The sequence below is a fragment of the Umezawaea sp. Da 62-37 genome, assembly GCF_032460545.1.
Classification (GTDB): domain Bacteria; phylum Actinomycetota; class Actinomycetes; order Mycobacteriales; family Pseudonocardiaceae; genus Umezawaea.
Map to the genome: position 1 here is coordinate 3,005,304 of NZ_CP135965.1, position 23,372 is coordinate 3,028,675.

Annotated in this window: 21 protein-coding genes; 5 read left to right on the forward strand and 16 right to left on the reverse strand. The window is 71.5% G+C overall.

Annotated features, from left to right (window positions below):
- Nucleotides 1-141 precede the first annotated feature (141 nt).
- The 13 genes from RM788_RS13065 to RM788_RS13125 form a co-directional block, all read right to left on the reverse strand.
- Nucleotides 142-1,611, reverse strand: a complete 1,470-nt coding sequence (locus RM788_RS13065) for a lipopolysaccharide biosynthesis protein (RefSeq protein ID WP_315931901.1) — start codon at nt 1,609-1,611, stop codon at nt 142-144.
- Nucleotides 1,608-2,750, reverse strand: coding sequence for an acyltransferase family protein (locus RM788_RS13070; protein WP_315931902.1), 1,143 nt, complete (start codon nt 2,748-2,750; stop codon nt 1,608-1,610). Before RM788_RS13070 ends, RM788_RS13065 begins: the two co-directional genes overlap by 4 nt.
- Entirely contained in the window at nt 2,747-3,307 is a 561-nt protein-coding gene (locus RM788_RS13075; RefSeq protein WP_315931903.1) for an acyltransferase, read from the reverse strand. Before RM788_RS13075 ends, RM788_RS13070 begins: the two co-directional genes overlap by 4 nt.
- Nucleotides 3,300-4,406, reverse strand: coding sequence for a DegT/DnrJ/EryC1/StrS family aminotransferase (locus RM788_RS13080; protein ID WP_315931904.1), 1,107 nt, complete (start codon nt 4,404-4,406; stop codon nt 3,300-3,302). Before RM788_RS13080 ends, RM788_RS13075 begins: the two co-directional genes overlap by 8 nt.
- A complete protein-coding gene (locus RM788_RS13085; protein WP_315931905.1) occupies nt 4,403-5,638 on the reverse strand; it encodes a glycosyltransferase family 4 protein in 1,236 nt (411 codons plus the stop codon). The genes RM788_RS13080 and RM788_RS13085 overlap by 4 nt, the downstream gene beginning before the upstream one ends.
- Complete coding sequence (locus RM788_RS13090) at nt 5,635-6,312, reverse strand: LbetaH domain-containing protein (RefSeq protein WP_315931906.1); 678 nt, start codon at nt 6,310-6,312, stop codon at nt 5,635-5,637. Before RM788_RS13090 ends, RM788_RS13085 begins: the two co-directional genes overlap by 4 nt.
- Nucleotides 6,309-7,460 (reverse strand): DegT/DnrJ/EryC1/StrS family aminotransferase, encoded by a 1,152-nt coding sequence (locus RM788_RS13095; RefSeq protein ID WP_315931907.1) that lies wholly within the window; start codon nt 7,458-7,460, stop codon nt 6,309-6,311. The genes RM788_RS13090 and RM788_RS13095 overlap by 4 nt, the downstream gene beginning before the upstream one ends.
- A complete protein-coding gene (locus tag RM788_RS13100) occupies nt 7,457-8,689 on the reverse strand; it encodes a glycosyltransferase (RefSeq protein WP_315931908.1) in 1,233 nt (410 codons plus the stop codon). The genes RM788_RS13095 and RM788_RS13100 overlap by 4 nt, the downstream gene beginning before the upstream one ends.
- Nucleotides 8,690-8,697: 8 nt before the next feature.
- Nucleotides 8,698-13,644: a DUF4082 domain-containing protein gene (locus RM788_RS13105; protein WP_315931909.1), complete on the reverse strand. Its 4,947-nt coding sequence runs from the start codon at nt 13,642-13,644 to the stop codon at nt 8,698-8,700.
- 254 nt (nt 13,645-13,898) lie between these two features.
- A complete protein-coding gene (locus RM788_RS13110; protein ID WP_315931910.1) occupies nt 13,899-14,879 on the reverse strand; it encodes an SDR family NAD(P)-dependent oxidoreductase in 981 nt (326 codons plus the stop codon).
- On the reverse strand, nt 14,876-15,937 hold the full coding sequence (locus RM788_RS13115; protein WP_315931911.1) for a Gfo/Idh/MocA family protein: 1,062 nt from the start codon (nt 15,935-15,937) through the stop codon (nt 14,876-14,878). Before RM788_RS13115 ends, RM788_RS13110 begins: the two co-directional genes overlap by 4 nt.
- On the reverse strand, nt 15,937-17,433 hold the full coding sequence (locus tag RM788_RS13120; protein WP_315931912.1) for a sugar transferase: 1,497 nt from the start codon (nt 17,431-17,433) through the stop codon (nt 15,937-15,939). The genes RM788_RS13115 and RM788_RS13120 overlap by 1 nt, the downstream gene beginning before the upstream one ends.
- Nucleotides 17,434-18,332: 899 nt before the next feature.
- A complete protein-coding gene (locus RM788_RS13125; protein WP_315931913.1) occupies nt 18,333-18,563 on the reverse strand; it encodes an RNA-binding S4 domain-containing protein in 231 nt (76 codons plus the stop codon).
- A gap of 22 nt (nt 18,564-18,585) precedes the next feature.
- On the opposite strand from RM788_RS13125, the gene RM788_RS13130 reads away from it, so the two are divergent.
- The 4 genes from RM788_RS13130 to RM788_RS13145 all read left to right on the forward strand — a co-directional run bounded on the left by RM788_RS13130 (nt 18,586) and on the right by RM788_RS13145 (nt 20,855).
- Nucleotides 18,586-18,780, forward strand: coding sequence for a hypothetical protein (locus tag RM788_RS13130; RefSeq protein WP_315931914.1), 195 nt, complete (start codon nt 18,586-18,588; stop codon nt 18,778-18,780).
- Between the two features lie 102 nt (nt 18,781-18,882).
- Complete coding sequence (locus tag RM788_RS13135) at nt 18,883-19,638, forward strand: DUF742 domain-containing protein (protein ID WP_315934625.1); 756 nt, start codon at nt 18,883-18,885, stop codon at nt 19,636-19,638.
- 28 nt (nt 19,639-19,666) lie between these two features.
- Entirely contained in the window at nt 19,667-20,512 is an 846-nt protein-coding gene (locus tag RM788_RS13140; RefSeq protein WP_315931915.1) for a MerR family transcriptional regulator, read from the forward strand.
- A gap of 55 nt (nt 20,513-20,567) precedes the next feature.
- Entirely contained in the window at nt 20,568-20,855 is a 288-nt protein-coding gene (locus RM788_RS13145) for a WhiB family transcriptional regulator (protein WP_315931916.1), read from the forward strand.
- Nucleotides 20,856-20,857: 2 nt separating this feature from the next.
- Here RM788_RS13145 and mug read toward each other — a convergent pair whose 3' ends face one another.
- Nucleotides 20,858-21,391 (reverse strand): G/U mismatch-specific DNA glycosylase, encoded by a 534-nt coding sequence (mug, locus tag RM788_RS13150; protein WP_315931917.1) that lies wholly within the window; start codon nt 21,389-21,391, stop codon nt 20,858-20,860.
- 104 nt (nt 21,392-21,495) lie between these two features.
- Here mug and RM788_RS13155 point away from each other — a divergent pair, with 104 nt between their 5' ends.
- Nucleotides 21,496-21,951: a hypothetical protein gene (locus RM788_RS13155; RefSeq protein WP_315931918.1), complete on the forward strand. Its 456-nt coding sequence runs from the start codon at nt 21,496-21,498 to the stop codon at nt 21,949-21,951.
- Here RM788_RS13155 and RM788_RS13160 read toward each other — a convergent pair.
- A complete protein-coding gene (locus tag RM788_RS13160) occupies nt 21,897-22,337 on the reverse strand; it encodes a sunset domain-containing protein (protein ID WP_315931919.1) in 441 nt (146 codons plus the stop codon). The two genes, RM788_RS13155 and RM788_RS13160, sit on opposite strands and share 55 nt — an antisense overlap.
- Before the next feature lie 9 nt (nt 22,338-22,346).
- Complete coding sequence (locus RM788_RS13165; protein WP_315931920.1) at nt 22,347-23,351, reverse strand: OmpA family protein; 1,005 nt, start codon at nt 23,349-23,351, stop codon at nt 22,347-22,349.
- Nucleotides 23,352-23,372 lie beyond the last annotated feature (21 nt).

Below are 23,372 nucleotides of genomic sequence, written 5' to 3' on the forward strand. Positions count from 1 at the left end.
CGTCACAATGAATTGATCTACCAAATCGCTGGTCAGGTCGGGAAATGGGATTCGAAGGTGGTGAAAGGTGCGCGACCCTCTTCTTCGGCCCCCTTAGACCGGCACTTCTACAATGCTTTGCACACGCAACTGAGATGGTCGTCACACCGCCTCCGTTTCCGCTTCGCGACCTGCGGGTTTAGCGGTTTTCAGCGCCGCGAGCCCGCGCCGCATCGGAAGCACCACGGGCAGGTACAGCGCGAGGCCGCCGACGCCGCCGACGAGCAGCACCAGCAGGTCCGGGCGCAGCTCCCGCGTCGCGAAGTACGGGACCACGCACAGCAGTACAGCGCCCAGCGCCGGGCGCAGCACCGCGGAGCCGAGCAGGCCGGGCCGGATGCCCAGTCCGGTGAGCGCGAAGAGGAACGCGGGCAGCATCACGACGACCGCCACGGCCATGTGCGCGACGCCGACCCCGGCCACGCCGTGCAGGTGCGCCCCGATCGCCAGCGCGGGCGTGAGGACCACCAGCCAGAGCGCCTGGAGACCCAGCGTCTGCCGGGCCCTGCCGACCGCGATGAGGACGTCGAAGCACAGCTGGAGCGCCACCCTCGCCAGCCCCAGCACGGCCAGGAACACCAGGGCGGTCGCGGCGCCCGCCCACTTGTCGCCGTAGACGAACCGGATCGTCGGCCCCGCCATGATCGCCAGCAGCCCGCAGATCGGCACCGCGGCGGCCATCAGCAGCCCCATGGACCTGGCGAACGCCGCGCGCAGCGCCACGAGGTCCTCCTGGAGCCGCGCGAACGCGGGCACGCTCACCCGTGCCACCGGGATGGACAGCAGCGTCACGGGCCAGCTGGACAGGTTGAACGCCAGCACGTAGAGCCCGAGGGTCTCCGGGCCCAGCAGCCTGCCGATGACCACGTTGTCCACGTTGACCATCGCCACCGCGAGGATCGTCGCCCCGGCCAGCGGCAGCCCGCCGCGCAGCAACTCCCTCGCCACCGCGGGGTCCCAGCCCGGCCGGTAGCGGACCGGGGTGAACTTCAGGTGCAGCAACCCGTTCACCAGGTTGCCCAGCAGCCTGCCCCACACCAGCCCCCACACGCCGAAGCCGGTCATCGCCAGCGCCAGCGTGAGCCCGGTCGTGACGATGAACCCGGTGAGGTCGGCGTAGGTGCGCAGGTCCTGGCGGAACGAGCGGGTGAGCATCGCCGACGGCACGGCGAGCGCGCCGTTGATCAGGATCGCGAACGCCAGCACCCGCACCAGGTCCGTCGCCTCGGGCGCGCCCAGCGCCGAGGCGAACGCGCTCGCGCCCGCCTGGAAGCCGATGAACAGCACGACGCTGAAGCCGAAGATGACCGTGGTGGCGGTCGAGGCGACCTTGGCCACGTCGCCGGGCCAGCGGACCAGCACCTGTTCCAGGCCGAGGTCGTTGATGTTGATCAGGATGACCAGCGAGACCGTCGCGACCGCGAACAGCCCGTAGTCGTTCGGCGTCAGCAGCCGCGCCAGGATGATCCCGGACGCCAGGTTCGCCAGCCGCGAGAGGAACGTGCTGGCGAAGCTCCAGCGCATCCCCTTGCGGACCAGCGTGCCGAGTTCCTCGGTCGACTCGGTGCTCATGTCGTCGCTCGTCCCCCCCGGATCGCCGCCGTCACTTCGGCGAGCGACCTGTTCTCCATGAACGGCCGTTCGAACACGCGGTGGAACAGGTAGGAGCCGCCCAGCACGGCGGCCGTGCCGAACACGAGCAGCAGGCCGAAGCGGGCCAGCGGGTCGGCCACCAGCACCGACACCAGGAAGTGGTCGACGAGCCAGAGCAGCGGCAGGTGGACCAGGTAGACGCTGTAGGAGAACAGGCCGACGCGGCTGAGCGCCCAGCTCGCCAGGAACGCGCGCAGCGGCGCGAACCCGCCGCCCGCGAGCACGGCCAGCACCGCGGCGGTGCCGACGCCGACCAGCAGGTCGATCCAGAAGTAGCCGCGGTCGACCCACACCGAGCCGAACACCACCGCCAGCACGACGAACACCGCGAAGCACGCCACGCCGGCCGCGCCGAGCCAGCGGGGGGCCGTGCGGCCCTCCTCCAGCACCATCGCGGCGGCGACGCCGAACACGAACAGCGCCAGGAACTGCGGGGTCAGGTTCAGCACGCCGTCGAGCGGGCCGACGTTCTCGCCGACCAGCTGGGCGGCGACGACGGCGGCCGTCGAGACGACGACCATCCACAGCGGACCGATGCGGCGGCGCAGCAGGAGCACGAGCGGGAACAGGAAGTAGATCTGCCACTCGATCGCGATCGACCAGAACGCGCCGTTCGGCTTCGGGCTGTCGACCACGTCCTGCACCAGGAAGAAGTGCGCGAGCACGCCCTTGAGCGTGATCGCGCGGCCGGTCAGCTCCGGTGTGATCAACCCGAACACCAGCACCGACAGCCCGAGCGCGGCCCAGTACGGCGGCAGGATGCGCCACGCGCGCCTGCGCAGGAACCTGGCCACGCCACCGAGCCGGTAGCCGCGCCGGGCCGGGGCGACGGTCAGCGAGAACCCGCTGACGACGATGAAAACCGCGACGGCGAGGTGCCCGTAGAGCAGCCAGCCGAGGAACACCGGACCCGAGTTCACCGGGTACGTCGGGTACACGGTGAACCAGATGTGGTGCAGCACGACGTAGAGCGCGGCCAGCGCGCGCACGCCGTCCAGGAACGACAGCCGCGCCCTCGCGGGCGCGGCCACCGAACCGGTCCTCACCTCGGCGGTCATCGCCTGGCCAGCCCCTCGCCGACCTGCTCGTACTTCAATCCACAGGCGCAGGTGAACAGCTCGTCCAGCGGCTCGCCGCACTCGCACACCCAGCCGCGCACCTTCGCCGGGTTCCCCGCGACGAACGCGTGCGCGGGCACGCTCCTGGTGATGACCGAACCGGCCGCGGCGAAGGCGAACGCGCCGATCGTCGTGCCGCACACCACGACCGTTCCCGCGCCGAGCGTGGCACCGGACTCGACGCGCGTCGGCAGCAGCGCCTCCGGGCCCTTCTTCACGTGGGCGCGCGGCCGGAGGTCGTTGGTGAACACCACGTTCGGGCCGAGGAACACGTCGTCGCCGGTCGTCACGCCGTCGAACACCAGCACGGCGTTCTTCACCGTGACCCGGTCGCCGAGCACCGCGCCGCCCTCGACGAAGGCGTGGTCGCAGATGTTGCAGTCCGCGCCGACGACCGCGCCGGGCAGCACGTGCGCCCACGCCCAGACCCGCGTGCGCGGGCCGACGGCGTCGGACTCGCACAGCCCGAGCGGGTGCACCTCCACCTCATCAGACACGGGAGGCCACCGCTTCGACCAGGACGTCGCGGACGCGCTCCTGCTGGGCGCGGGTGATGCCGGGGAACATCGGCAGCGACAGGATCTCGCCCGCCGCCTGCTCCGCGACGGGATAGCCCTCGTGGCGGCCGTACCGCTCGAACGCGCCGGTGGTGTGCACGGGCGCCGGGTAGTGGATGCCCGCGCCGATGCCCGCCTTGTTCAGGTCGATCAGCACGCCGTCGCGGTCCTCGACGCGCACGACGTAGAGGTGCCACACGTGCTCGTTGCCCTCGGCCGCGCCGGGCAGCCGGACGCCGTCGACGTCCTTGAGCAGTTCGGCGTACGTGGCGGCGGCGAGCCGCCGCTCGGTGTTCCAGCCCGCGAGGCGGGCGAGCTTCGCCCGCAGCACCACGGCCTGGAGCGTGTCGAGCCGGGAGTTGAAGCCCAGCGTCGGGTGCTCGTACTTGCGGTCGCTGCCGTGGTTGGCGAGCAGGCGCACCCGGTGGGCGACCTCCTCGTCGTCGGTCAGCACGCCGCCCGCGTCGCCGAACGCGCCGAGGTTCTTGCCGGGGTAGAAGCTGGTGCCCGCGGCGTCGCCCCACGAGCCCATGCCCCTGCCGTGCTGGGTGGCGCCCTGGCACTGCGCGCCGTCCTCGACCACGACCAGCCCGTGCTCCCGCGCGATGGCCATGATCGGCTCCATCGGGGCGAGCTGGCCGAACAGGTGCACCGGCATGACCGCGCGCACGTCCGCGGCGACCTCGGCCAGCGCGGCCGGGTCGAGCAGCAGGTGCTCGTCGTCCACGTCGACCGGCACGGGCACGCCGCCGGCCCGCACGACGGCCTCCGCCGTGGCGACGAAGGTGTTGGCGGGCAACGCGATCCGGTCGCCCGACTCGATGCCCGCCGCGCGCAGCGCCAGCTCCAGCGCGTCGGTGCCGTTGGCCACGCCGACGCAGTGCGCGCGGCCGGAGTACGCGGCGAACTCGGCCTCGAAGGCCGCGCAGTCCGGACCGCCGACGAACGCGGTGGCCGCCAGCACCCTGGCGAAGCCCTCCGCGACCTCGTCCGCGATCTGGTCGCGCTGGATCCCGAGATCCACCAGTGGGACCGTCACGAGGCCACCCCCTGTCCCCTGTTCGGCGCGAGGCGGCGTACCACCGCGCGCAGCTTGTCCTTGACCGGCGCCGGCAGTCGCCGGGCCGTGAGCATCGCGACCGTGCGGGCGCCTTCGCGCGCCGTGGTCGCGCGGTGCGCGGGGGCGGCGGCCACCCGGCGGTACAGCTCCTCCAGCCCGCGCGCCGCGGGGTCGAGCCCGTAGTGCCTCACGACGACACCGCGGCCGAACTCGCCGAGTTCCTTGCGCAGCAGCGAGTCCTCGATCATCGGCTCGATCTGCGCGGCGAGGTCGGCGGGCGTCTCGATGCCCTTGCCGAGGCCGTAGTAGCCGTGCCTGCGGAAGTAGCCGACGGTGCTCTCGTCGAACGGCAGCGAGAAGCCCTTCTCCCCCAGCACGACGATGGGCTTGGCGAACGCCAGCGTGCGCAGCGCGGAGCCACCCATGCCCAGCACCACGTCGGCCGCCTCGTAGGCGGGCCTCGGGTCGAGCAGTCCGCCGGTGAGCACCACGACGTCCGTGCCGTGCCTCCGGTTCACCTCGCCCGCGCGGGCGGCGACCTGCTCGGCCGCGGTGCCCTCGCCGACGATGACCAGCCGCACGGCGTGCTTCTCGGCCAGCAGGTCGACGGCCTGGATGCTGCGCAGCAGGCTCTCCAGCTTCAGCCACTCGACCAGCCGCGAGACCGTGACGACGGTGAGCTTGTCGTCGGTGAGGCCGAACTTCTCCTTGAACGGGGCGGGGTCCACCGCTCCGGGGGCGTTGAACGCGATGTCGACCGGCGGTTCCAGCAGGTCCACCGTGCCGGTGCGGGACCGGCGGGCGTCGTCGGCGAGCTGCTGGGTGCCGAACGTGGTGGGCAGCTGGCGCGGCACGAAGCTCGGCACCACCATGCCCATCATCGTGCACAGCAGCGGGACGCGGTGCACGAGGTGCTCGCCGAAGTAGGCGTCGAAGCACTGCGGCCAGTCCCACACGTGGATCAGGTCCGGCCGCTCCGCGCGGACGGCGGCGCGCAGGGCGCGCATGACCGCGGGCGACGGGTGGCCGGTGGCGTCGGGGGCCTCGATCAGCCGCAGCCCCTTGCTCCTGGCCAGTTCCGAGGCCGGGCCGGGCGCGGCGAACAGCACCACCTCGTGGCCGTGGGTGTCCCGGATCGTGGCGGCCAACTCGATCGCGTTGGTCTGGGTGCCGCCGAGTTCCAGCCGGTGGGCGAAGACGAGGACCTTCACCGGGCCACCGCCTTCGGGCGCCTGACGAGCCGCCGCGCGGGCGAGCCCACCCAGGTCTCACCGGCGGGCAGGTCCTCCAGCAGCACGGAACCCATGCCCAGCAGGGACAGCTCGCCCACGGCCAGGTTCTCCCGGACCAGCGAGCCCGCGCCGAGGTAGGCGCACCGGCCGACGGTCACGCCGCCCGCGAGGGCGACCCGACCGGCCATCGTCACGCCTTCGCCCACCTCGTCGTCGTGGGTCAGCAGCACCTGCGGCATGGCCACGACCATGCGGCCGATCCGCTGCGGCGCGGTGACGACCACGCCCGCCAGCAGGATCGCGCCCGCGCCGATCTCGGTGCCGCGCGCGACGCTGGCCGCGGGGTGCACGAGGGTGGCGAGGCGGTCGTCGGACAGCCCGAGCCGCCGGGCGATCCGCGGCCTGCTGTCCGGCACGCGGGAGGTCGCCGTGCAGACCAGCACGGCCGCGTCCGGGTGTTCGTCGACCAGTTCCGACCCGCCCAGCACGGGAGTGCCGTCGACCGGCGTCCCGTGCCGGGCGGGGTCGTCGTCGAGGAGGCCGAGCACGGTGTACGGGGCCGTGCCTGCCTGCTCGACCGCCGCGAGCGCCGCCAAGCACTCGCGAGCCAGGCCGCCCGCACCCACCAGCAGCAGCGGACGGGCAGCGCTCATCGCACGCCACCCGTCGCCACCGGCAGGCCCAGAGCGGCCTTGAGGGCGTCGACCACGGTGTCCTGCTCCCCCGTGGTCATGTCGTGGAACAGCGGCAGGATCAGCGTCCGCCGCGTCAGGTCCTCGGTGACCGGCAGGTCGCCGCGCGGGTGCCCGCGGTAGGCCGGTTCGAGGTGCGACGCCATGATCCCGCGGCGCGCGGACACGCCGCGCTCGGCCAGCCCGGCCAGCACGTCGTTGCGCTCCAGCGGGCTGTCGTCGGGCAGCCGCACCCAGAACGACTGGTAGTTCGTCGTGCCGTGCTCCGGGTCGCGCACCATCCGCAGACCGGGCACGTCGGCGAGCAGCCCGTGGTAGCGCGCGGCCAGCTCGCGCCTGCGCGCCACGATGCCGTCCAGCCTGCCGAGCTGCACGAGCCCGACGGCGGCCTGGATGTCGGTGAGCCGGTAGTTGAACGCGGTCTCCAGGTACTCCTCGACGACCGCGGCGCCGCCCTTGTGCCGGTCGGCGGCGCTGACGCTCATGCCGTGCTCGCGCAGCCGCCTGCCCCGGACCGCCCACTCCTCGCGGTCCATCGTGACCATGCCGCCCTCACCGGTGGTGAGCAGCTTGCGCGGGTGGAACGACCACGCCGCGAGCAGCGCGCCGGTGCCGACCGGGAAGCCCCGGTACGTCGAGCCCGCGGCGCACGCGGCGTCCTCGATCACGTCCACGCCCAGCGGGTCGCACAGCGCGCGCAGCTCCTCGACGTCCGCGGGGACACCGGCCTGGTGCACGACCATGACCGCCCTGGTGCGCGGGGTGAGGACGGCCTTGACTGTGTCCGCGGTGAGGTTGCCGGTGTCCGGGTCGACGTCGGCGAACACCGGGGTGGCGCCGGTGTAGCGGACGGCGTTCGCGGTGGCGATGAACGACAGCGACGGCACGACCACCTCGTCGCCCGCGCCGATGCCGAGCAGGTGCACGGCGAGGTGCAGCCCGGTCGTGCACGAGGACACCGCGACGCCGTGCGCGGCGCCGACCCTCGTGGCGAAGGCCTCCTCGAAGGCCGCGACGCGGGGGCCCTGGGCCACCCAGCCGGACCTGACGGCCTCGGCGGCGGCCTGGGCCTCCTCCTCGCCGAGGACGGGGCGCATCACGGGGATCATCGGGACTCCCCCTCGACGCCGCTCCGTGCCGTGCCTGCCATTGACCCTCCATTGTGGACTGCGAGACCGATGGCCTCGGCGAACGCGTCACCCCGACGACGCCACGAGTGCAGCTGGGCGAACCCCTGCCTGCGGGCGACCTCGTCGGCGGTGCGCGGCGACCGGGCGGCCGCGAGGACCGCTCCGGCGAACTCCTGGTGCGAGCCCGCCGTGATGACTATCGGTCCGCCGGGGGCGTTCGTTTCGGCGTCCTGGCACAACCACCTGGTTGCTGGCAGGTCCGTGCTGACCGCGGGCCGCCCGGCCGCCAGGTACTCCAGCGTCTTGAGCGGGAAGGACGCCCGGTTGAACTCGGTGTCGTGGTAGGGCGTGATGCCGACGTCGATGCCCTTGAAGTAGCCGGGCAACCGCGGGAACGGCACCTCGTCCACGTGCAGCACGTGCGCCCTGGCGACGAGGTCGGCCCACCGCCGCGGCTCCCACGACGGGTCGCGCGGACCGACCATCAGCAGCGAGACCCCGTTGTCCACCAGGGTCTCCAGGATGCCGATGTCGATCCGCGCGGTGATCCGGCCGACAAGGCCCGCGACCGGGTGCGGCAGGTCCGCCACGGCCGCGGGCACCTCGGCCGACTCCACGTTCCGGTAGGCGTCGGCGTGCACGCCGTTGGGCAGGAACTCCGGCGAGGCGCCGAGCCCCGCCCACCGCGACGCGAGGGCGGGCGTCACGGCCACCACGGTGCTCGCGTCGGCGAGCGCCCGGCGTTCCTCGCCGCGCAGCCAGTCGGGGTCCAGCCCCATCAGCTGACCGCCCGCGACCCAGTCGTCCGTGCCGTAGAGGACGGTGCGGACCCCGTCGCCCCACTTGCCGAGCACGTCGTCGAACGAGAACGACACGACGGCGTGCGGCTTGCGGCCGGTCCGGCCCAGCGCCCAGCGGATCTGGGCGCGGACCAGCGGCCAGGTGGTGGCGCGGATGCCGGGGCGGGACAGCCCCGGCAGCGCGACCGGTGTGAGCCTGGTGATGCCCGGCGCCGGCGAGGTGAGCCGGGGGCGGATCCCCCTGCCGACACCGGGTCGGTACCTCTCCGGTGTCAACGGCGAGATCGGGGGATCCACCCACAGCACGTCGGCGTACCTCGTCAGCTGTTCGGCCTGCTGCCGGTCGGCGCCGCGGACTCCGTCCCACGGCTTGCCCGACATCATGACGACCAGCGGGAACGGGCTCACCTGTCACCTCACCTCGTGGTTGTGAACAACTGCGTCAACCTTGACCCGAGCACTCCGACCACCGACGACACCGCTTGCGCGGGCGTGCCGTGGAAGAAGCCGGCCGGAGCGGCCGCCGCACCTCCGGAGGAGGCCGCGAAGCCCTGCGGCGCACCGGCGTTCGGCGTGTAGACGACGTCGACCCAGTAGTTCGTGTCGTTGCCGCCGTCGGGGAACGCCGCCGCCGAGCCGTACTTGTAGAGGCCGTTCGGGGCCCCGTTCAGCGCCTTCGGGGCGTGCAGCGGGGTCCGGTCGACCCCGTTGAACTCGAACGTGCCCCTGGTGACCGAGTAGTGGCCGTTCGGCGCGAAGTAGCTCGCGACGTACTCGGTGCCCGCGGTCACCGCGATCGGCGTGGCGAACGTCGCCGTCTGCCAGCCGCCCGCGGTCTCACCGGTGAAGGTGACGGTGCCCAGCGAGGTCCCGGTGGACGTCCACAGCGTTCCGGTGTGGGTGCCGGTGTTGCCGGACCCCTTGTAGAACCGGATGCCGTTGACGACACCGTCGCTCTCGGCGGTGAACCGCACGCCCAGCGACAGCGGGCCGTTGTCGTCGGCCGCCGCGATGGTCGGGGTCGCCGAGTCCGCGAAGATCGTGCACGGGCACCCGCTGGTCGGGGCCTGCGCCGTGGTGTAGGTCCACGTCACCGACCCGGCCATCGTGTTGCCCGACCCGTCCTTCGCCCCGGACACGGTGGCCCGGTAGGAGGTCGAGAACGCCAGCGCGGAGGAGGGCGTGAACGTCCACGTCCTGGTCGCCGCGTTGTAGGCGCTCGTACCCGCCACGTTCGCGCCACCGGCGGTGGGCGCCAGGGTGAAGACCGGCGACGTGGGCTGGACGTCCTCGTCGAAGGTCACCGTCACCGCGCCGGTCGGCGGGACGCTCGTCACGCCGTCGGACGGGCTGTAGCCGGTCACCGTCGGCGCCGTCGTGTCGGACGGCGCGTTGTTGGTGAACACCGCGTCCACGTAGTAGTTGCCGGACCGGTAGGAGTCGACCGGGAACCCGCCGCCCGCGCCGTAGCGGAACAGCCCGTTCTTGTCGCTCCCGCTGGCCGGGGAGTGCAGCGGCGCGTTGTCGACCGCGGTCGTGAAGTAGTCGACGTCGCCCGCGTAGCGGCCTGCCGGGGCGTAGTACGACACCACGTACTGGGTGTTCGCGGTGACCGCGACCGGGTTGGCGAACGTCAGCTTCTGCCAGCCGGTGGCCGACTCGCCGGTGAACGTGCCCGTCGCCAGGCGCGTGCCGGTCGTCGTCCAGAGGCTGCCGGTGTGCGTGCCGGTGTTGCCGGTGCCCTTGTAGAAGCGGACGCCGGTGATCCAGCCGTTGGTGTCCGGGGTGATCCGGACGCCCAGCTCGACCGGGTTGGAGTCGCTCACCGACGCCGTGACCGGGGTGGTGCTGTCCGAGAACAGCGTGCACGGGCAGGCCCCGATGCCGGACGTGGTGAAGAACCAGCTGGTGGCGTTGCCCATCGTGTTGCCGCTGGTGTCCGCCGCCTTGACCGTGGCCGTGTACGTGGTGGCCGCGCCCAGCGCCGCGGACGGCTGGAACCTCGCCGTGCGGGTGGCCGGGTCGTAGGTGGTCGTGCCGGTCAGCGGGCTCGCGGCGTTGATGTCGCCGTTGAGCGTGAACACCACGCTCGAGGGGTTGACCGCCTCGTTGAACGTCGCGGTGATCGCGGACGACGTCGGCACGCTGCGCGAGTCGTTGCCCGGCGAGGTGCCGGTCACCGTGGGCGCGATCGTGTCGGGGTCGGGCTGGAACACCGCGTCGACCCAGTAGTTCGCTCCGCCGCCGCTGGTCGGGAAGACCCCGCCGGTGCCGTAGCGGTACACGCCGGACGGGCCGTCGGCGCCGGTGGCCAGCGCCCGCAGCGGGGCGTTGGCCACGGCGGAGTTCAGGCCGCCCGAGGTCGCCGAGTAGTACCCGTTGGTGGTGTAGGAGACGACGTAGGTCGTGCCCGCGTTGATGTGCACCGCCGAGTTGAAGGTGGCTTCCTGCCACCCGGCCGTCGACTCGCCGGTGAAGGTGATCGTGGCCAGCAGCGTGCCCGTGTTGGACCACAGGCGACCGGTGTGGGCGCCGACGTTCCGCGCCCCCTTGTAGAACCGGACGCCCTTGACGGAGCCGCTCACTTCGGACTGGAAGCGCATGCCCAGCTCGACCGCGGTGGCGTCGTTCACGGTCACGGTGCCCGGCACCGCGCTGTCGTCCCACACGCTGCACGGGCACACGCCGGGGGTGGCGGGCTTCTGCGTGGTGAAGGTCCAGGAGGTCGTGCCGGACATCGTGTTGCCCGCGGTGTCCTTGGCGCCGGTCACCGCGACCGTGTACTTGGTGTTGCCCGCGAACGGGCTGCTGGGCGTGAACACCGCGGTCTTCGTGGCGGCGTCGTAGGCGACGGTGCCCGCCACCGCGACGTTCGCCGGGTTCTTGACCGCGAGGGCGATCGTGGCCTGCTGCACGGGCTCGTCGAACCGCACGGACGGCTTCGCGGTCGTCGAGACGCTGGAGCTGCCGTTGACCGGCGAGTCCACCGTCGCGCTGGGCGCGATCGTGTCCGGCGGCTCGGTCGTGTCGAACACCGCGTCCACCCAGTAGTTGCCGCCCTGGTAGCTCTCGCTCGGGAAGCCGGGGGCGCCGTAGGCGAACACGCCGTTGAGCGCGGTCTCGGTGGTGGCGGGCGCGTGCAGCGGCGGGGTGTCCAGGCCCTTGTTGCGGAAGTAGTCCGCGTCTGCGGAGTACCTGCCGACCGGGGCGTTGTAGGACACCACGTACGGCGTGTTCGCGGTGACCTGCACGGCCGGGTTGAAGATCGCGTTCTGCCAACCCGACGCGGACTCGTTGGCGAACGTCGCGGTGGCCAGCTGCTGGCCCGCCGCGGTGTACAGGCCGCCGACGTGCGTGCCGGTGTTGCCCGCGCCCTTGTAGAAGCGCATCCCGGTCACGAAGCCCGCCGAGTCGGTGGTGAAGCGGGTGCCGACGTTGATCTGGTTGGCGTCGGTGGTCGCGTCGGTCTTCGGCTTCGCCAGGTCGGGGAACAGCGTGCACGGGCAGGTGCTCGTGACGCCGACGGTCGCGGGCGAGGCGTCGGTGTTGAGGCTGTCGTCGGTGGCGCGGGCCTGGACGCTGATCGCGCCGGAGCGCGGGACGCTGCCGGAGTAGGTCCAGTTCTCCCGGCCGTTGGCCGGGTGCCAGGTCGTGCCGCCGTCGAGCGAGACGTCCACGTTGCCGACCCGGCCGCCGACGTCGGAGGCCGTGCCGGTGACGGTGACCGTGTCACCGCTGTTGACCACCATGTTCGCGGTCGGGGTGGCGATGGTCGTCTGCGGCGCGGTGGTGTCGGTCGAGGTTCCCGGCGCGGTGAGCCCGGCCATCATCGTGGTGGGCAGGATCCCCATGTCCCCGAACAGGTTCACGGTCGCCTGCTGCATGCGCACGTCGGTCGACACGGCCGCGCCGTCGTGCTGGTCGTCCAGGCCCCAGGACCACTGCACGGTGCCCGCGCCGAAGACGATGGCGCCGCTGGCGGCCTTGTACATCGTCATCCGGTGGGTGGCTTCGCCCTCGGCGACGTTCGTGCCGTAGTCCTGGATCTTCGCCTGGACCGTCTCGGTGGTCTTCGACAGCCGCACGGAGCCCTTGGGGCGGAAGCCGTTGTCCAGGTCCTCGTCCCACTCGTAGCCGAGCGAGTTCGGGGCCAGGGTCGCCACCGCTCCGGTCGCCTGGTTCGCGACGGAGGTGTTGCGCCAGAAGCGCATCTTGCCGTCGTCGGCGGGCACCTGGATCGCGTAGCTGCAGCAATTCACGGTCCAGATCTGGCCGGTGAGGGCGTTCTCGGGTCGACCGCCGTCGGCGGGTGGGCTGAACCGCGGATCGCGCCACGTCCCCGTCCACTGCGCGTTCGGGTCGATCTTCGCGTTGGCGTGGGTCTCCTTGTAGGTGACCAGCGTGCGGTAGGCCGTGTTCGACCCGTCGATGCTGTTCTCCCAGCGGGTCTTCCAGAAGACCTCGTTGCCGCTGAAGAACGCGAGGTGCACACCGGCGTCGCGGGCGGCCTCGACGTTGGCGCGCTGCTGGCCCGACCAGTACTCGTCGTGACCGGTGGAGACGAACAGCTTGTGGTTCTGCAGCAGCGATCCGGCCCGGTCGGTGTCGATGCCGGAGATGTAGCTCATGTCGTACCCGTTGCGCTCCAGGAAGCGGATCATCGGGTACTCGGAGCCGAAGAGGAAGTCACGGCCGTCCGGGACGTCCGTGCGGGTGGAGAAGGGGCGGTTGTAGCTCAGCTTGTAGGCGCGCGAGTCGGGCTGGCCGCCGTAGAAGCTGTTGCCGCCCCAGGTGTTGTAGGCCTGCCACGTCGTGTCGGAGGTCTGGAAGACCATCTTCGCGTGGCTGCCGTCGTCGCGGACGACGAACGCGATCTGGTTGTCCACGTCCGCGTCGGTGCGCTGGAGGTGGGCGAGGTACACGCCGGACACCGCGTTCGACGGCACGGTCCAGGAGGCGGACTCCTGCCAGTTGCCGCAGTCGATGAGACCGGTGGAGGCCTGGGACAGGCAGGCGGGCTGCGAGCGGGGGGTCACCGGGATGGAGGTGGCCCACTTCCGCGCGCCCGCGCCGTTGTAGTAGCCGAGGCGGTAGATGTCGATCTTGTAGGGCGACGACGTCTTGATCTTGAACTTGACCGTGTCGCCGATGTTGGCGCTCATCGAGGTCGCGAAGCCCTCGATGCTCGGGTCGCCACCACCGGTCGCGTCCCAGTTCGCGTCGCCCGCCTTGGAGTTCTCGCAGGCGACGGGGTTCACCACCGGAGCGTCGCAGGGGGCCGCCGAAGCGGCCGTGCTCAACAAAGCGATGGGAACCACCGCCGCCGCCACGAAGATCACGAACGCCATGATCCTTCTCAGCACGGGATGTCTTCTCCCATCCGTGCCACCGAGCAACGACATGGCCGTCCGCCTCTCAAAGCCGCCACGCACAACGATTACGACCCCAGGGTTCAGCCGCCCGGCGGGACCTCGGCTCCCCAGCCGATCGGTCACACGCCGTGAATGTCATTCGGGTTGTTGTTCGGACGAGGGCCACTCATCGTTACAACGTTTGGCGGGTAGCGGGCCGAAAGTTGTTCAACCGCAGCGACATGCGGCCAATCGGTCCTCTTTGGTCACACAGGGCGACCGGCGGACTCCGCAGCCCACCAGTCGACCAGACCGCGGAGGCCGTCCGACAGCCCGATCTCCGGCTTCCAGCCGAGATCGCGCGCGGCCGCGCCGATGTCGGCCAGCCTGCGCGTGACGCCGTTCACCTTGCGCTCGGGACCGTGCTCCAGCGCCAGGTCCGACCCCATCGCGGACAACAGCTCCAGGGCGAGGCCCTTGAGGCTGGTCTCCTGGGAGCTGGCGATGTTGTAGACGGTGTCCGTGACGTCCGCGCGCGCCGCCAGGATGTTGGCGCGGGCGATGTCGTGGACGTGGACGAAGTCCATCGTCTGCGCGCCGTCGCCGAAGATCAGCGGCGGCTCGCCCTTGTTGATCCGCTCCATCCACCGGATGAGCACCTCGGTGTACAGGCCGTGCACGTCCATCCGCGGCCCGTACACGTTGAAGTACCGCAGCGCCACGTAGTCCAGGCCGTTCATGGCGTGGAAGCTGCGCAGCATCCCCTCGTTGAACGCCTTCGCGGCGCCGTAGAAGGTGTCGTTGTTGTACGGGTGGTGCCGCTCGGTCGTCGGGAAGGTCTCGGCCAGCCCGTAGACCGACGCCGACGAGGAGGCGACGACCTTCTTGACCTTCGCGGCCGCGGCGGCCTCCAGGACCGTGAAGGTCCCGTCCACCAGGCACTCCAGCGCGAGCCGCGGTTCTTCGGCGCACTGGGTGATGCGGATCGCGGCGAGGTGGAACACGAGGTCGATGCCCTCGGTCAGCCCGCCGACGAGGTCGCGGTCGTTGATGTCGCCCTCGACGATCGTGACCCGGTCGCTCCCGAGCGCGTCGGCCAGGTTCTCCCGGCGGCCGCGGACGAAGTTGTCCAGCACGACCACCTCGGTGGCCCCGGCCTCGACGAGCTGGTCGACCACCGCGGAGCCGATGGTGCCTGCTCCGCCGGTGACCAGCGCGCGCTGACCGGCGATGGGCTGCTGGGTCATGAAGTCGTGCCTCCACTACTGGTAGGTCCGTCGACCTGCTGCACGGGGACGAACGCCCCGCCGTTGGCCAGGCTCTCCGACGCCGCTTCGAGGATCGCCAGCACGCGCAGTCCGGCGCGGCCGTCGGTCAGCGGCGGGCGGCCCTCGGTGATCGAGGCGGCGAACTCCGCCATCACGCCGCGCAGCGCCTCGCGCTCGGGCAGCGCGGGGGCGACCATGTCGCCGGTGCGGTAGGAGATGATCTTGTGCTCGCGCTCGCGGTCGACGCCCCGGTCGTAGATCGACAGGCGCTGCGTCGGGTTCAGGTCGTCCCACACCGCGGTGCGGGCCGAACCGCCGACCACCATCGTGCGGATCTTGGTCGGTGACAACCAGTTCACGTGCACGTGGGTGATGGAACCGTTGGACAGCCTCATGGTCAGGTGCGCGACGCACGCGTGGCCCGCCCCGATGGGGTCCGAGCCGTGCGCGGACACCTCGACCGGCCGCACGTCGTCGGGCAGGATCGCCTCGAAGATCGACAGGTCGTGCGGCGCCAGGTCCCACAGCACGTCCACGTCGGGCTGCACCAGACCGAGGTTGATCCGCACCGAGTCGATGTACTGGATCTCGCCCAGCTCGCCGCCGCGCACGAGCTCGCGCAGGTGGCTCACGGCCGGGGTGTAGCAGAAGGTGTGGTCCAGCATGAGGGTCAGCCCGCGGCTCTCCGCGGCCTCGACCAGCTTGCGGCCGTCGGCGAAGTTCGCCGCCAGCGGCTTCTCCACCAGCACGTGCTTGCCCGCCTCCAGCGCGGCCATCGCGACCGGCAGGTGGGTGGCCGCGGGGGTGGCGATCGCGACCGCCCGCACCTCCGGGTCGGCCAGCACGTCGTCGAGCGAGCCGGACACGGCGACCGTCGAGTACTCGCCGAGCACGCGGCGGGCGCGCTCCACGTCGAGGTCGCACAGGTAGCGCAGGTTCAGCCCTGGTGTCGCCTGTGCGTTGCGCACGAGGTTCGGACCCCAGTAACCCGCGCCGATCACGGCGATGCCGATCGGCGTCACGTCGTCCCTTTCCATCAGTAGGCTCCTTGGCCGCCGAAGACGGCCCGGAAGGTCTTCCACAAGATGAGCGCGTCGAGGGCGAGGGACCAGTCCTCGACATAGCGCAGGTCGAGTCGCACGGACTCTTCCCACGAGAGGTCACTTCGGCCGCTGACCTGCCACAACCCGGTCAGGCCGGGCTTCACGAGCAGGCGGCGGCGCACTTCGGGGGCGTACTTCGCGCTCTCCTCCGGCAGCGGCGGCCGGGGGCCGACCAGCGACATGGTGCCGCTGAGCACGTTGAGCAGCTGCGGCAGCTCGTCGACCGAGTAGCGGCGCAGCAGGCGCCCGACCTTGGTCACGCGGGGGTCCTTGCGCATCTTGAACAGCACGCCGGAGCCCTCGTTGACCGACGCGAGCTCGGTGCGCAGCGCGTCGGCGTTGGTGACCATGGTGCGGAACTTGACGATCGTGAACTCCGCGCCGTCCTTGCCGACGCGGCGCTGCCGGTAGAACACCGGGCCCCGGCTGTCGATCATCACGGCGGCGGAGACGAGCAGCAGGAGCGGGGCGAACGCGAGGACCAGCGCGATGGCGCCGATCCGGTCGACGCAGGCCTTGATCGCCCAGCGGAAGCCGGTGAACGCGGGTTCGCTGACCCGCAGCAGCGGCATGCCGAGCACACCGGTCACGTGCAGGCGCGGGCCCGCGAAGTCCATGAGGGCGGGCGCGACGACCATCTCGGTGCCGGTGCCCTCCAGGTCCCAGGCGAGCTGCTGGAGCCTGCGTGGCGTCCAGTAGGCGTCCGGGGTGACCGCGACGATGCGGTACCCGCCGCGGCGGACCTGCTCGGCGAGGTCGCGGAAGCGGCCGACGACCGGCACGCCCTCCAGGTCGATGCCGAGCGCGGCCCGGCCGTCCAGGGTGCAGATGGCGTCGACGCGCCAGCCGAGGTGCGTGGCCTTGCGGGTGCGGGTGATCAGGTCCCCGACCGTGGCCACGTTCCCCGCGGCGAGCACCGGCAGCAGGCAGCGTCCTTCGGAGCGCGCGCGGTGCAGCGGCCTGCGGAGCAGGTAGCGGAGGGGGAAGTCGACGAGCGCGATGGCCGGGCCCACCACGAACACCCAGAGGCGGGCGCCGGGGATGTCCACGGCGAGGGCGCCGAAGCCGAGCGCGACGACCGAGGCGAACAGCCCCTTGCCCAGGCGGCGGAACTCCTCCGCGCCCTGGCCGAGCACGTTCGCGTTCCACACCCGGCTCAGGTACAGGGAGCCGAGCACGACGACCACGGTCAGCACTTCGAGCGCGAGGATCGACATGGGGACGAAGGCGCTGTGCCGCGCCATCATCAGCCCGCCGAACGAGGCGACGACCAGGACGGTCGCCAGCACGTCGCCGAGGATGACGCCCCGTCGGTACCGCGACTCCCACGCGGCGACCGGCGGGTGCGTCTGCCGAGGCGACTGCACCGTGCTCGTCGGGACGATCCCCACGACGGGTCTGCGTCGTGTGGGTTGGACCTGCTCACTCATCGTGGTTCTCCCCCGGTTCGGCCGGTTCGGACGTGCACGTTCGCAGGGCGTCCCCGAGGACCCGCGTGGTACGGCAATTGGTTGACCGCCAGCTGATGTGAACCGGACATCTTTGGACGCGATGAACCGGCGCTTGCAAACCATCATTCGTTCGATCAACCACGGGTGTTACAGACATGGTTCGACCCGACTGGAAAATGGCCGGAAGTGACCCGGTAGAACCACCGGGCGACTCCCGGTGACGATCCATTACCAGTAGGCGGCACGTTAGACCAAACCGACGAGGAGACTGCTCACAACCCCTACAAACAGCTGAGTCGCACGACTTATCGTTCCGACCCCGCAGCCCGTTACAGATACCCCCGACAAAGCTCTCCAGGCACGCGCAAGGGTGTACTCAATGGGCCGAAAGACCCTTGTCCCAAGTGGACGAACCCGCTGAGCGATCACCCATTCACCCTGCGGAGGCAGCTGTTCAGAGCAACCGGTCATGTCATCGCCGTGACCGCGGGGGAAACGGGAACGCCCGGTTGGCGCAGCACGCGCTACGCGGATGATCACCGATTAGTTGAACGATGTGGCGTACGTCATCCCGCCTTCCGGCGCGTCGCCGCGGTAAGGCGATGAATCCGCGCCTGCGCGTTTCCGGTCACCACGGGGGTGGATCCGGTCGGGAACTCGCGGGCGACTCCGCCGGAACGATCACCACGGCGGGGCGGGCGCCACGAAAAGTCGAGCAGGCCTCGCATAATTGCGGTCGCGGTATTCATCATGAATCCACCGGGTATTCGACATCCGGATCGGGACACAGCCGTTATCCGGATGCCGGCACCCACTTGGCGGAATTCGATGACCGGTGGCCGGTGGTCGGGGGAAAATGACGGCGAATGGCGGAGCGCTCAGTGCGCGGCGTGCAACCGGGCGCGTTCGTCACCCACGGCGACGACGTCGCCGTCGTGCAGTTGGGCGCCGCGGCGGATCTCCAGCCTCCCGTTGACGGTCACCTCGTCGCCGTCGATCAACTCCTTGGCGTGCGAGCCGTCCTCGGCGAGTCCGGCGAGCTTCAGGAACTGGCCGAGCCTGATCATGTCGTCGGCGATCTGCACGTCTCGGATGGGCGGCTTGGTCATCCGCACATGGTACGACTTGACCATGAACAAGTGGGTATCCGTGGTGGTGGGCGCACTGCTCGTCCTGCTCGGCTCGGTGTGGACGCTGCAGGGCCTGAACGTGGTCAAGGGCAGTTTCATGACGGGGCAGCAGCTGTGGACGGCGATCGGCCTGCTGGCCGTCATCGGCGGGATCACGCTGCTGGTGACCGGACTCCGCAAGAAACGGGCCCGGTAACCAGGAATGCACGAGGTCGAAACGTTCGCGTAATGAGCCGTGCGCGGTTCCGTCTAGCGTGTCCGTGACGGACGATGCACGCTGGGTGGCGACGTGGTGGTCATGGTGGACGGCTCGGAGTCGGGAGCGACCGGTGGAGGGCGCAAGCGCCGCCGGTCGCTGAGGGGCGAGGTCGGGCGGACCGGAGCCAGGTTCGGCTCCTCCTCGCTGCGCCGCACCCTCGAGGAGGAGGGCGTCGAGCCTCCGCACGAACCCGAGCACCTCGCCGCGGCGGTACCCAAGCCGCGCAGGGGGCGGCGGTCGCTGCGCGGCGAGGTCGGACAGACGGGCGCGAGGTTCGGATCGCCCTCGCTCCGGCGGACGCTGGAGCAGGAGCCCACCCCCGTCGAGGAGACGGCCCCGTTCGACCAGGACTTCGACCGCGACCTCGACGACGACTTCGACCACGTCGAGTCGATCCCGGAGCCCCGGTACCAGGACGCCCCGCGCCAGGAGCCCCACTACGAGGAGACCGGCAAGTCGCTGGTCCGCCCGTACACCTGGACCGGCGGCCGCACCACCTCCGACCACGACCTGCGGCTGGAGACGCTGATCTCGGTGAACGAGGAGGGCGTCCGCACCGCGATGCGCTCCTCGAGCCCCGAGCAGCGGTCCGTCGTGGAGATGTGCGCGCTGCCCCGGTCGGTCGCCGAGGTCTCCGCGGTGCTGTCGATCCCCCTGGGCGTGGCGCGGGTGCTGCTGAGCGACCTCATCGACATGGGGGCCGTGTCGGTCCACGAGACCAACGGCGGCTCCGCGGGCGGGCAGACCGACCTCCTCCTGCTGGAACGGGTTCTCAGCGGCCTTCGCCGCCTCTGAGGCATATGCTTCGCCACCGGAAGAGGTGGTGATCATCTTGAGCGACGGCGCCCGCTGGAGCGCGGGGGCTGTGGCGCGCTCGCTCGGCATCTCGCCCACCACCCTGCGGACCTGGGATCGGCGCTACGGGCTCGGCCCGCGCACTCGCGAAGAGGGCAAGCACCGCCGCTACGACGACATCGACGTGGCCAGGCTCCGCCGGATGCTGGAACTCACCGGCCAGGGGGTCGCGCCCGCGGCCGCGGCGACCATGGCGCGCAGCGGTGTAGGCCCCGTCCCGGACTTCCACGACCTCATCGGCGCCTCGGACCGGCTGGACGCGCCCGGGCTGGCCAGGCTCACCACCTCGCTCGTCTCCGCGCTGGGCGTGGTGGACGCGTGGGAGGCCGTGCTGATGCCGTTCCTGGTCGAACTCGGCCGGCGAGCGGAGGACCAGGGCGGTGGCATCGGCGTCGAGCACGTCGCGACCGACAGCATCCTCCAGGTGCTGCGCCAGGTCGGGGACCCCGTGGAGAACGGCAGGCTGCCCGCGCTCCTGGCCGCCGCGCCCGAGGAGCAGCACTCCCTGCCGCTGGTGGCGCTGGCCGCCGCGCTGGCCGAGCGCGGCTGCGCGTCGCGCAACCTCGGCACCCGCGTGCCGCCCGCGGCCCTGCTCAGCGCCGTGCGCCTGCTGTCGCCCCATGTCGTCGTGCTCTGGGCGCACGACCGGGAGCACGCGCTGCGCGTGCCGCTGGTGGAGGTGGCGGAGGTGTCCGCGGTGCTGCTCGGCGGCCCCGGTTGGGCCGATCTGCCGCTGCCGGAAGGGGCCAGGCGGCCGCACTCGTTGCGCGAGGCCGTCGACGACGTGTTCAGCGTCTCGGGCCTCTCGAGTTGAACCGATTTTGAATCGAATTTAGAGTACGGTGACCAGCGAGCGAGGATGTGGTCACATGCCCGAGTTGTCCCGATTGCCGGTACCGGTCGCCGAGTCGTGGGACTGGCAGCTCCGCGGTCTGTGCCGCGGTGTCGACAGCACGTTATTCTTCCACACGCCCAACGAGCGCGGCGCCGCTCGCGAACGGCGGGAGGCCAGGGCGAAGGAGATCTGCGAACGCTGCCCCGTGCAGCGGGAGTGCCGCGAGCACGCGCTCACGGTCGAGGAGACCTACGGGGTCTGGGGCGGACTGGGCGAGAGCGAGCTGCGCAAGCTGATCTCGCGCGCCCACAAGCGGACGTGAGGCTACCGGCCGAGGTTTTCCCGCAGCTCGGCGAACGCCGCCCCCAGGTCGGGGAGCGGGTAGTGGGCGTTCAGACCGCTGGGGTTGGGCAGCACCCAGAGCCGGGAGTCGGCGAGCAGTTCGGTCTGAGCCCCCACCACGGCCTTCTTGCGGTCGAACGCGGTGCGGTAGGCGGTGATCCCGACGACGGCGATCACCTCGGGCCGGTACCGCGCCGCCACCTCCGCGAGCCGCACGCCCCCGGCGCGCAGTTCCTCGGCGGTCAGCTCGTCGGCGCGGGCCGTGGCCCTCGCCACCAGGTTCGTCATGCCCAGCCCGAGGTCGAGCAGTTCGGCCTGCTCGGCGGCGGCGAACACCCGCGGCGTGAACCCGCCCAGGTGCAGCGCGGGCCAGAACCTGTTGCCGGGCCTGGCGAAGTGGTGCCCCGTCGCCGCCGAGTACAGGCCGGGGTTGATGCCGCAGAACACGACGTCCAGTCCCGGAGCGAGCAGGTCCGGGAGGAGCTTCCCCCGCGCGGCGGACAGGTCGGGGCTCATGCCCACATCATCCACACCCCTGGTCAACTGGGGGTGATCAGGGGTTGTCGGGGCTTCCGGGCCGCGCGAGCCTGTGGTTCGAGACCAACCGAGGAGAGTTCGACATGAGCTGGTTCCCCAGGGCGCTCGGGGCAGCCACGGCCGTCTACAGCGCGGCCGTCATCGCCAAGCCCCAGGTGCTGACCGGGCCCACGGGGTTGGGCGATTCCCCCGCGTCGCGCACGCTGGGCACGGCCGTGGGGGTGCGCGACCTGGTGTCCGGGTTGGCCGTCGCGCTCGCGCCGTCCGGTGTGCCGCTGCGGCTGGCCCTGCTCACCAGGGTCGCCATGGACATCGGCGACAGCGTCGTGCTCGGCCTGGCCGCACCGGATAGGGCCACCCGCGCCAAGGTCGTCGGCATCGCCCTCGGCTGGGCCGCGATCAACGCGCTCGCGCTGCTCGCGACCCGTGCGAAGTCCGCCGACGACGAGGGTTGGCAGTGGGACCCGCGGTGGTCGGACCCGAGCTACTGGGCCGACCCGGCGAGCTGGGACCGCGTGCGCGGCGACCAGGCCGTGTAGCCCGCGCGCTCGGCCTCCTCCGCCGAGCGGAACCGGACGTCGCCCTTCATCCGGCGGTAGTACGGCGAGGCCTCGGTGTGGAAGATCCGGGACTTCGAGTTGCCCTTCACCGGGAGGTCCGCTTCGGACTCCGATTCCGGGGCGAAGTCCTCGTGCCCCGATTCCGGGAAGTCCACTTCGGACTCTTCGTCGAGCCCGGCCTCCGCCCGCGGTTCGGGCACCACGACGACGGCGGGCGCGGCCAGTGCCGCGACCGGTCGCCGGGACGCGGCCAGTTCGGCGCGCAGCCTCCGGACGACCGCCCGCATCGGCAGCCAGGCGAGCAGCGAGCCTGCGAGGAAAGAACCAGCGCACAGCAGGAACATCTGCGTGAACAACCAGAGCACAGCGAACTCCTAGCGAACGAGGATGTCCACCTGACGGGAGGTGTCGGTGGACTCGGGGGCGTTGTCGAGGCTGATCGCCGTCTCCACCATGGCCGGATCGACGCCCTGGCCGAGCACGACGTCGCGCACCATGCGGGCGCGGGTCTCGGCCAGGCCGCGGGGGTCGGCGGCGGCCGCGGACGCGTGCCCGCGCACCGTCACGGTGGCGCGCGGCGCGACCAGCAACATCCGGGCGACCCGCTGGATCAGCACCGGGCCGTGACCCTGCCACGTCGTGGTGTCCGGCTGGAAGCGGATGCTGCCGTTGCCGCCGACGAGCCGGTCGATCGAGTCGCCGAGCGCGGGCAGGTCGAGCGCGCTGTCCTTCGTGGACGGTCCGACCTCGATGGAGGGCACGACGGCCAGGTCTCCGGCGGCGGCGGTGAGCAGCCTGCCGAACGTCGTGGCGCGCTCGTCGTCGACGACCGTCGCGCGCGCCGTCAGCACCCCGCCCTGCACCACGCCGCTGAAGTCGTGGACGCCGTTCTCCACCACCGCGCCCGCGATCGAGGCGGCCACGGCGGGCGTGACCGGCGACCGGTCCCCCGCCCTCGGCGCCAGCACGTCGGTCACCCGGTTCTCGCCCGCGCGGGCGGTGACCGCTTCGACCAGCGCGCGCCGCTCCGCCTCGTCGGCGGGCGTGCCCGCGAGCACGATCTCGTCGGCGCGCACCAGGAGCAGCAGCTGACCGGGTTCGGCGTCGTGCACCGCCACGGCGGTGACGCCGGGCACCGAGGCGACCAGCGCCCGGACCTGCGCGGCCTCCCGCGGCACCACACCGGACACGGTGACCCGGCGTCCGTCGACCGACACCGCGCCGTCGGCGTGTCCGGACTCGTCGATGGCGTGCGCGACGCGGTCGCCCAGGTCCTGTTCGATCCGGTGCCCCTGCGCCAGCACACCGGTCGCCGCGAGCAGCGCGGGCACGAGGACCGCGCCGACGAGCCAGGTTCGCGGTGGTCGGGGTTTCAGCACCGGGTGTTGGTACCCGATAGC

Coding starts and splice junctions, on each gene's coding strand:
- RM788_RS13110 (WP_315931910.1), bottom strand. CDS start 14,879: ATGACCCAGCAGCCCATCGCCGGTCAGCGCGCGCTGGTCACCGGCGGA.
- RM788_RS13130 (WP_315931914.1), top strand. CDS start 18,586: ATGAACAAGTGGGTATCCGTGGTGGTGGGCGCACTGCTCGTCCTGCTC.
- RM788_RS13125 (WP_315931913.1), bottom strand. CDS start 18,563: ATGACCAAGCCGCCCATCCGAGACGTGCAGATCGCCGACGACATGATC.
- mug (WP_315931917.1), bottom strand. CDS start 21,391: ATGAGCCCCGACCTGTCCGCCGCGCGGGGGAAGCTCCTCCCGGACCTG.
- RM788_RS13095 (WP_315931907.1), bottom strand. CDS start 7,460: ATGATCCCCGTGATGCGCCCCGTCCTCGGCGAGGAGGAGGCCCAGGCC.
- RM788_RS13115 (WP_315931911.1), bottom strand. CDS start 15,937: ATGGAAAGGGACGACGTGACGCCGATCGGCATCGCCGTGATCGGCGCG.
- RM788_RS13155 (WP_315931918.1), top strand. CDS start 21,496: ATGAGCTGGTTCCCCAGGGCGCTCGGGGCAGCCACGGCCGTCTACAGC.
- RM788_RS13065 (WP_315931901.1), bottom strand. CDS start 1,611: ATGAGCACCGAGTCGACCGAGGAACTCGGCACGCTGGTCCGCAAGGGG.
- RM788_RS13135 (WP_315934625.1), top strand. CDS start 18,883: ATGGTGGACGGCTCGGAGTCGGGAGCGACCGGTGGAGGGCGCAAGCGC.
- RM788_RS13145 (WP_315931916.1), top strand. CDS start 20,568: ATGCCCGAGTTGTCCCGATTGCCGGTACCGGTCGCCGAGTCGTGGGAC.
- RM788_RS13090 (WP_315931906.1), bottom strand. CDS start 6,312: ATGAGCGCTGCCCGTCCGCTGCTGCTGGTGGGTGCGGGCGGCCTGGCT.
- RM788_RS13070 (WP_315931902.1), bottom strand. CDS start 2,750: ATGACCGCCGAGGTGAGGACCGGTTCGGTGGCCGCGCCCGCGAGGGCG.
- RM788_RS13120 (WP_315931912.1), bottom strand. CDS start 17,433: ATGAGTGAGCAGGTCCAACCCACACGACGCAGACCCGTCGTGGGGATC.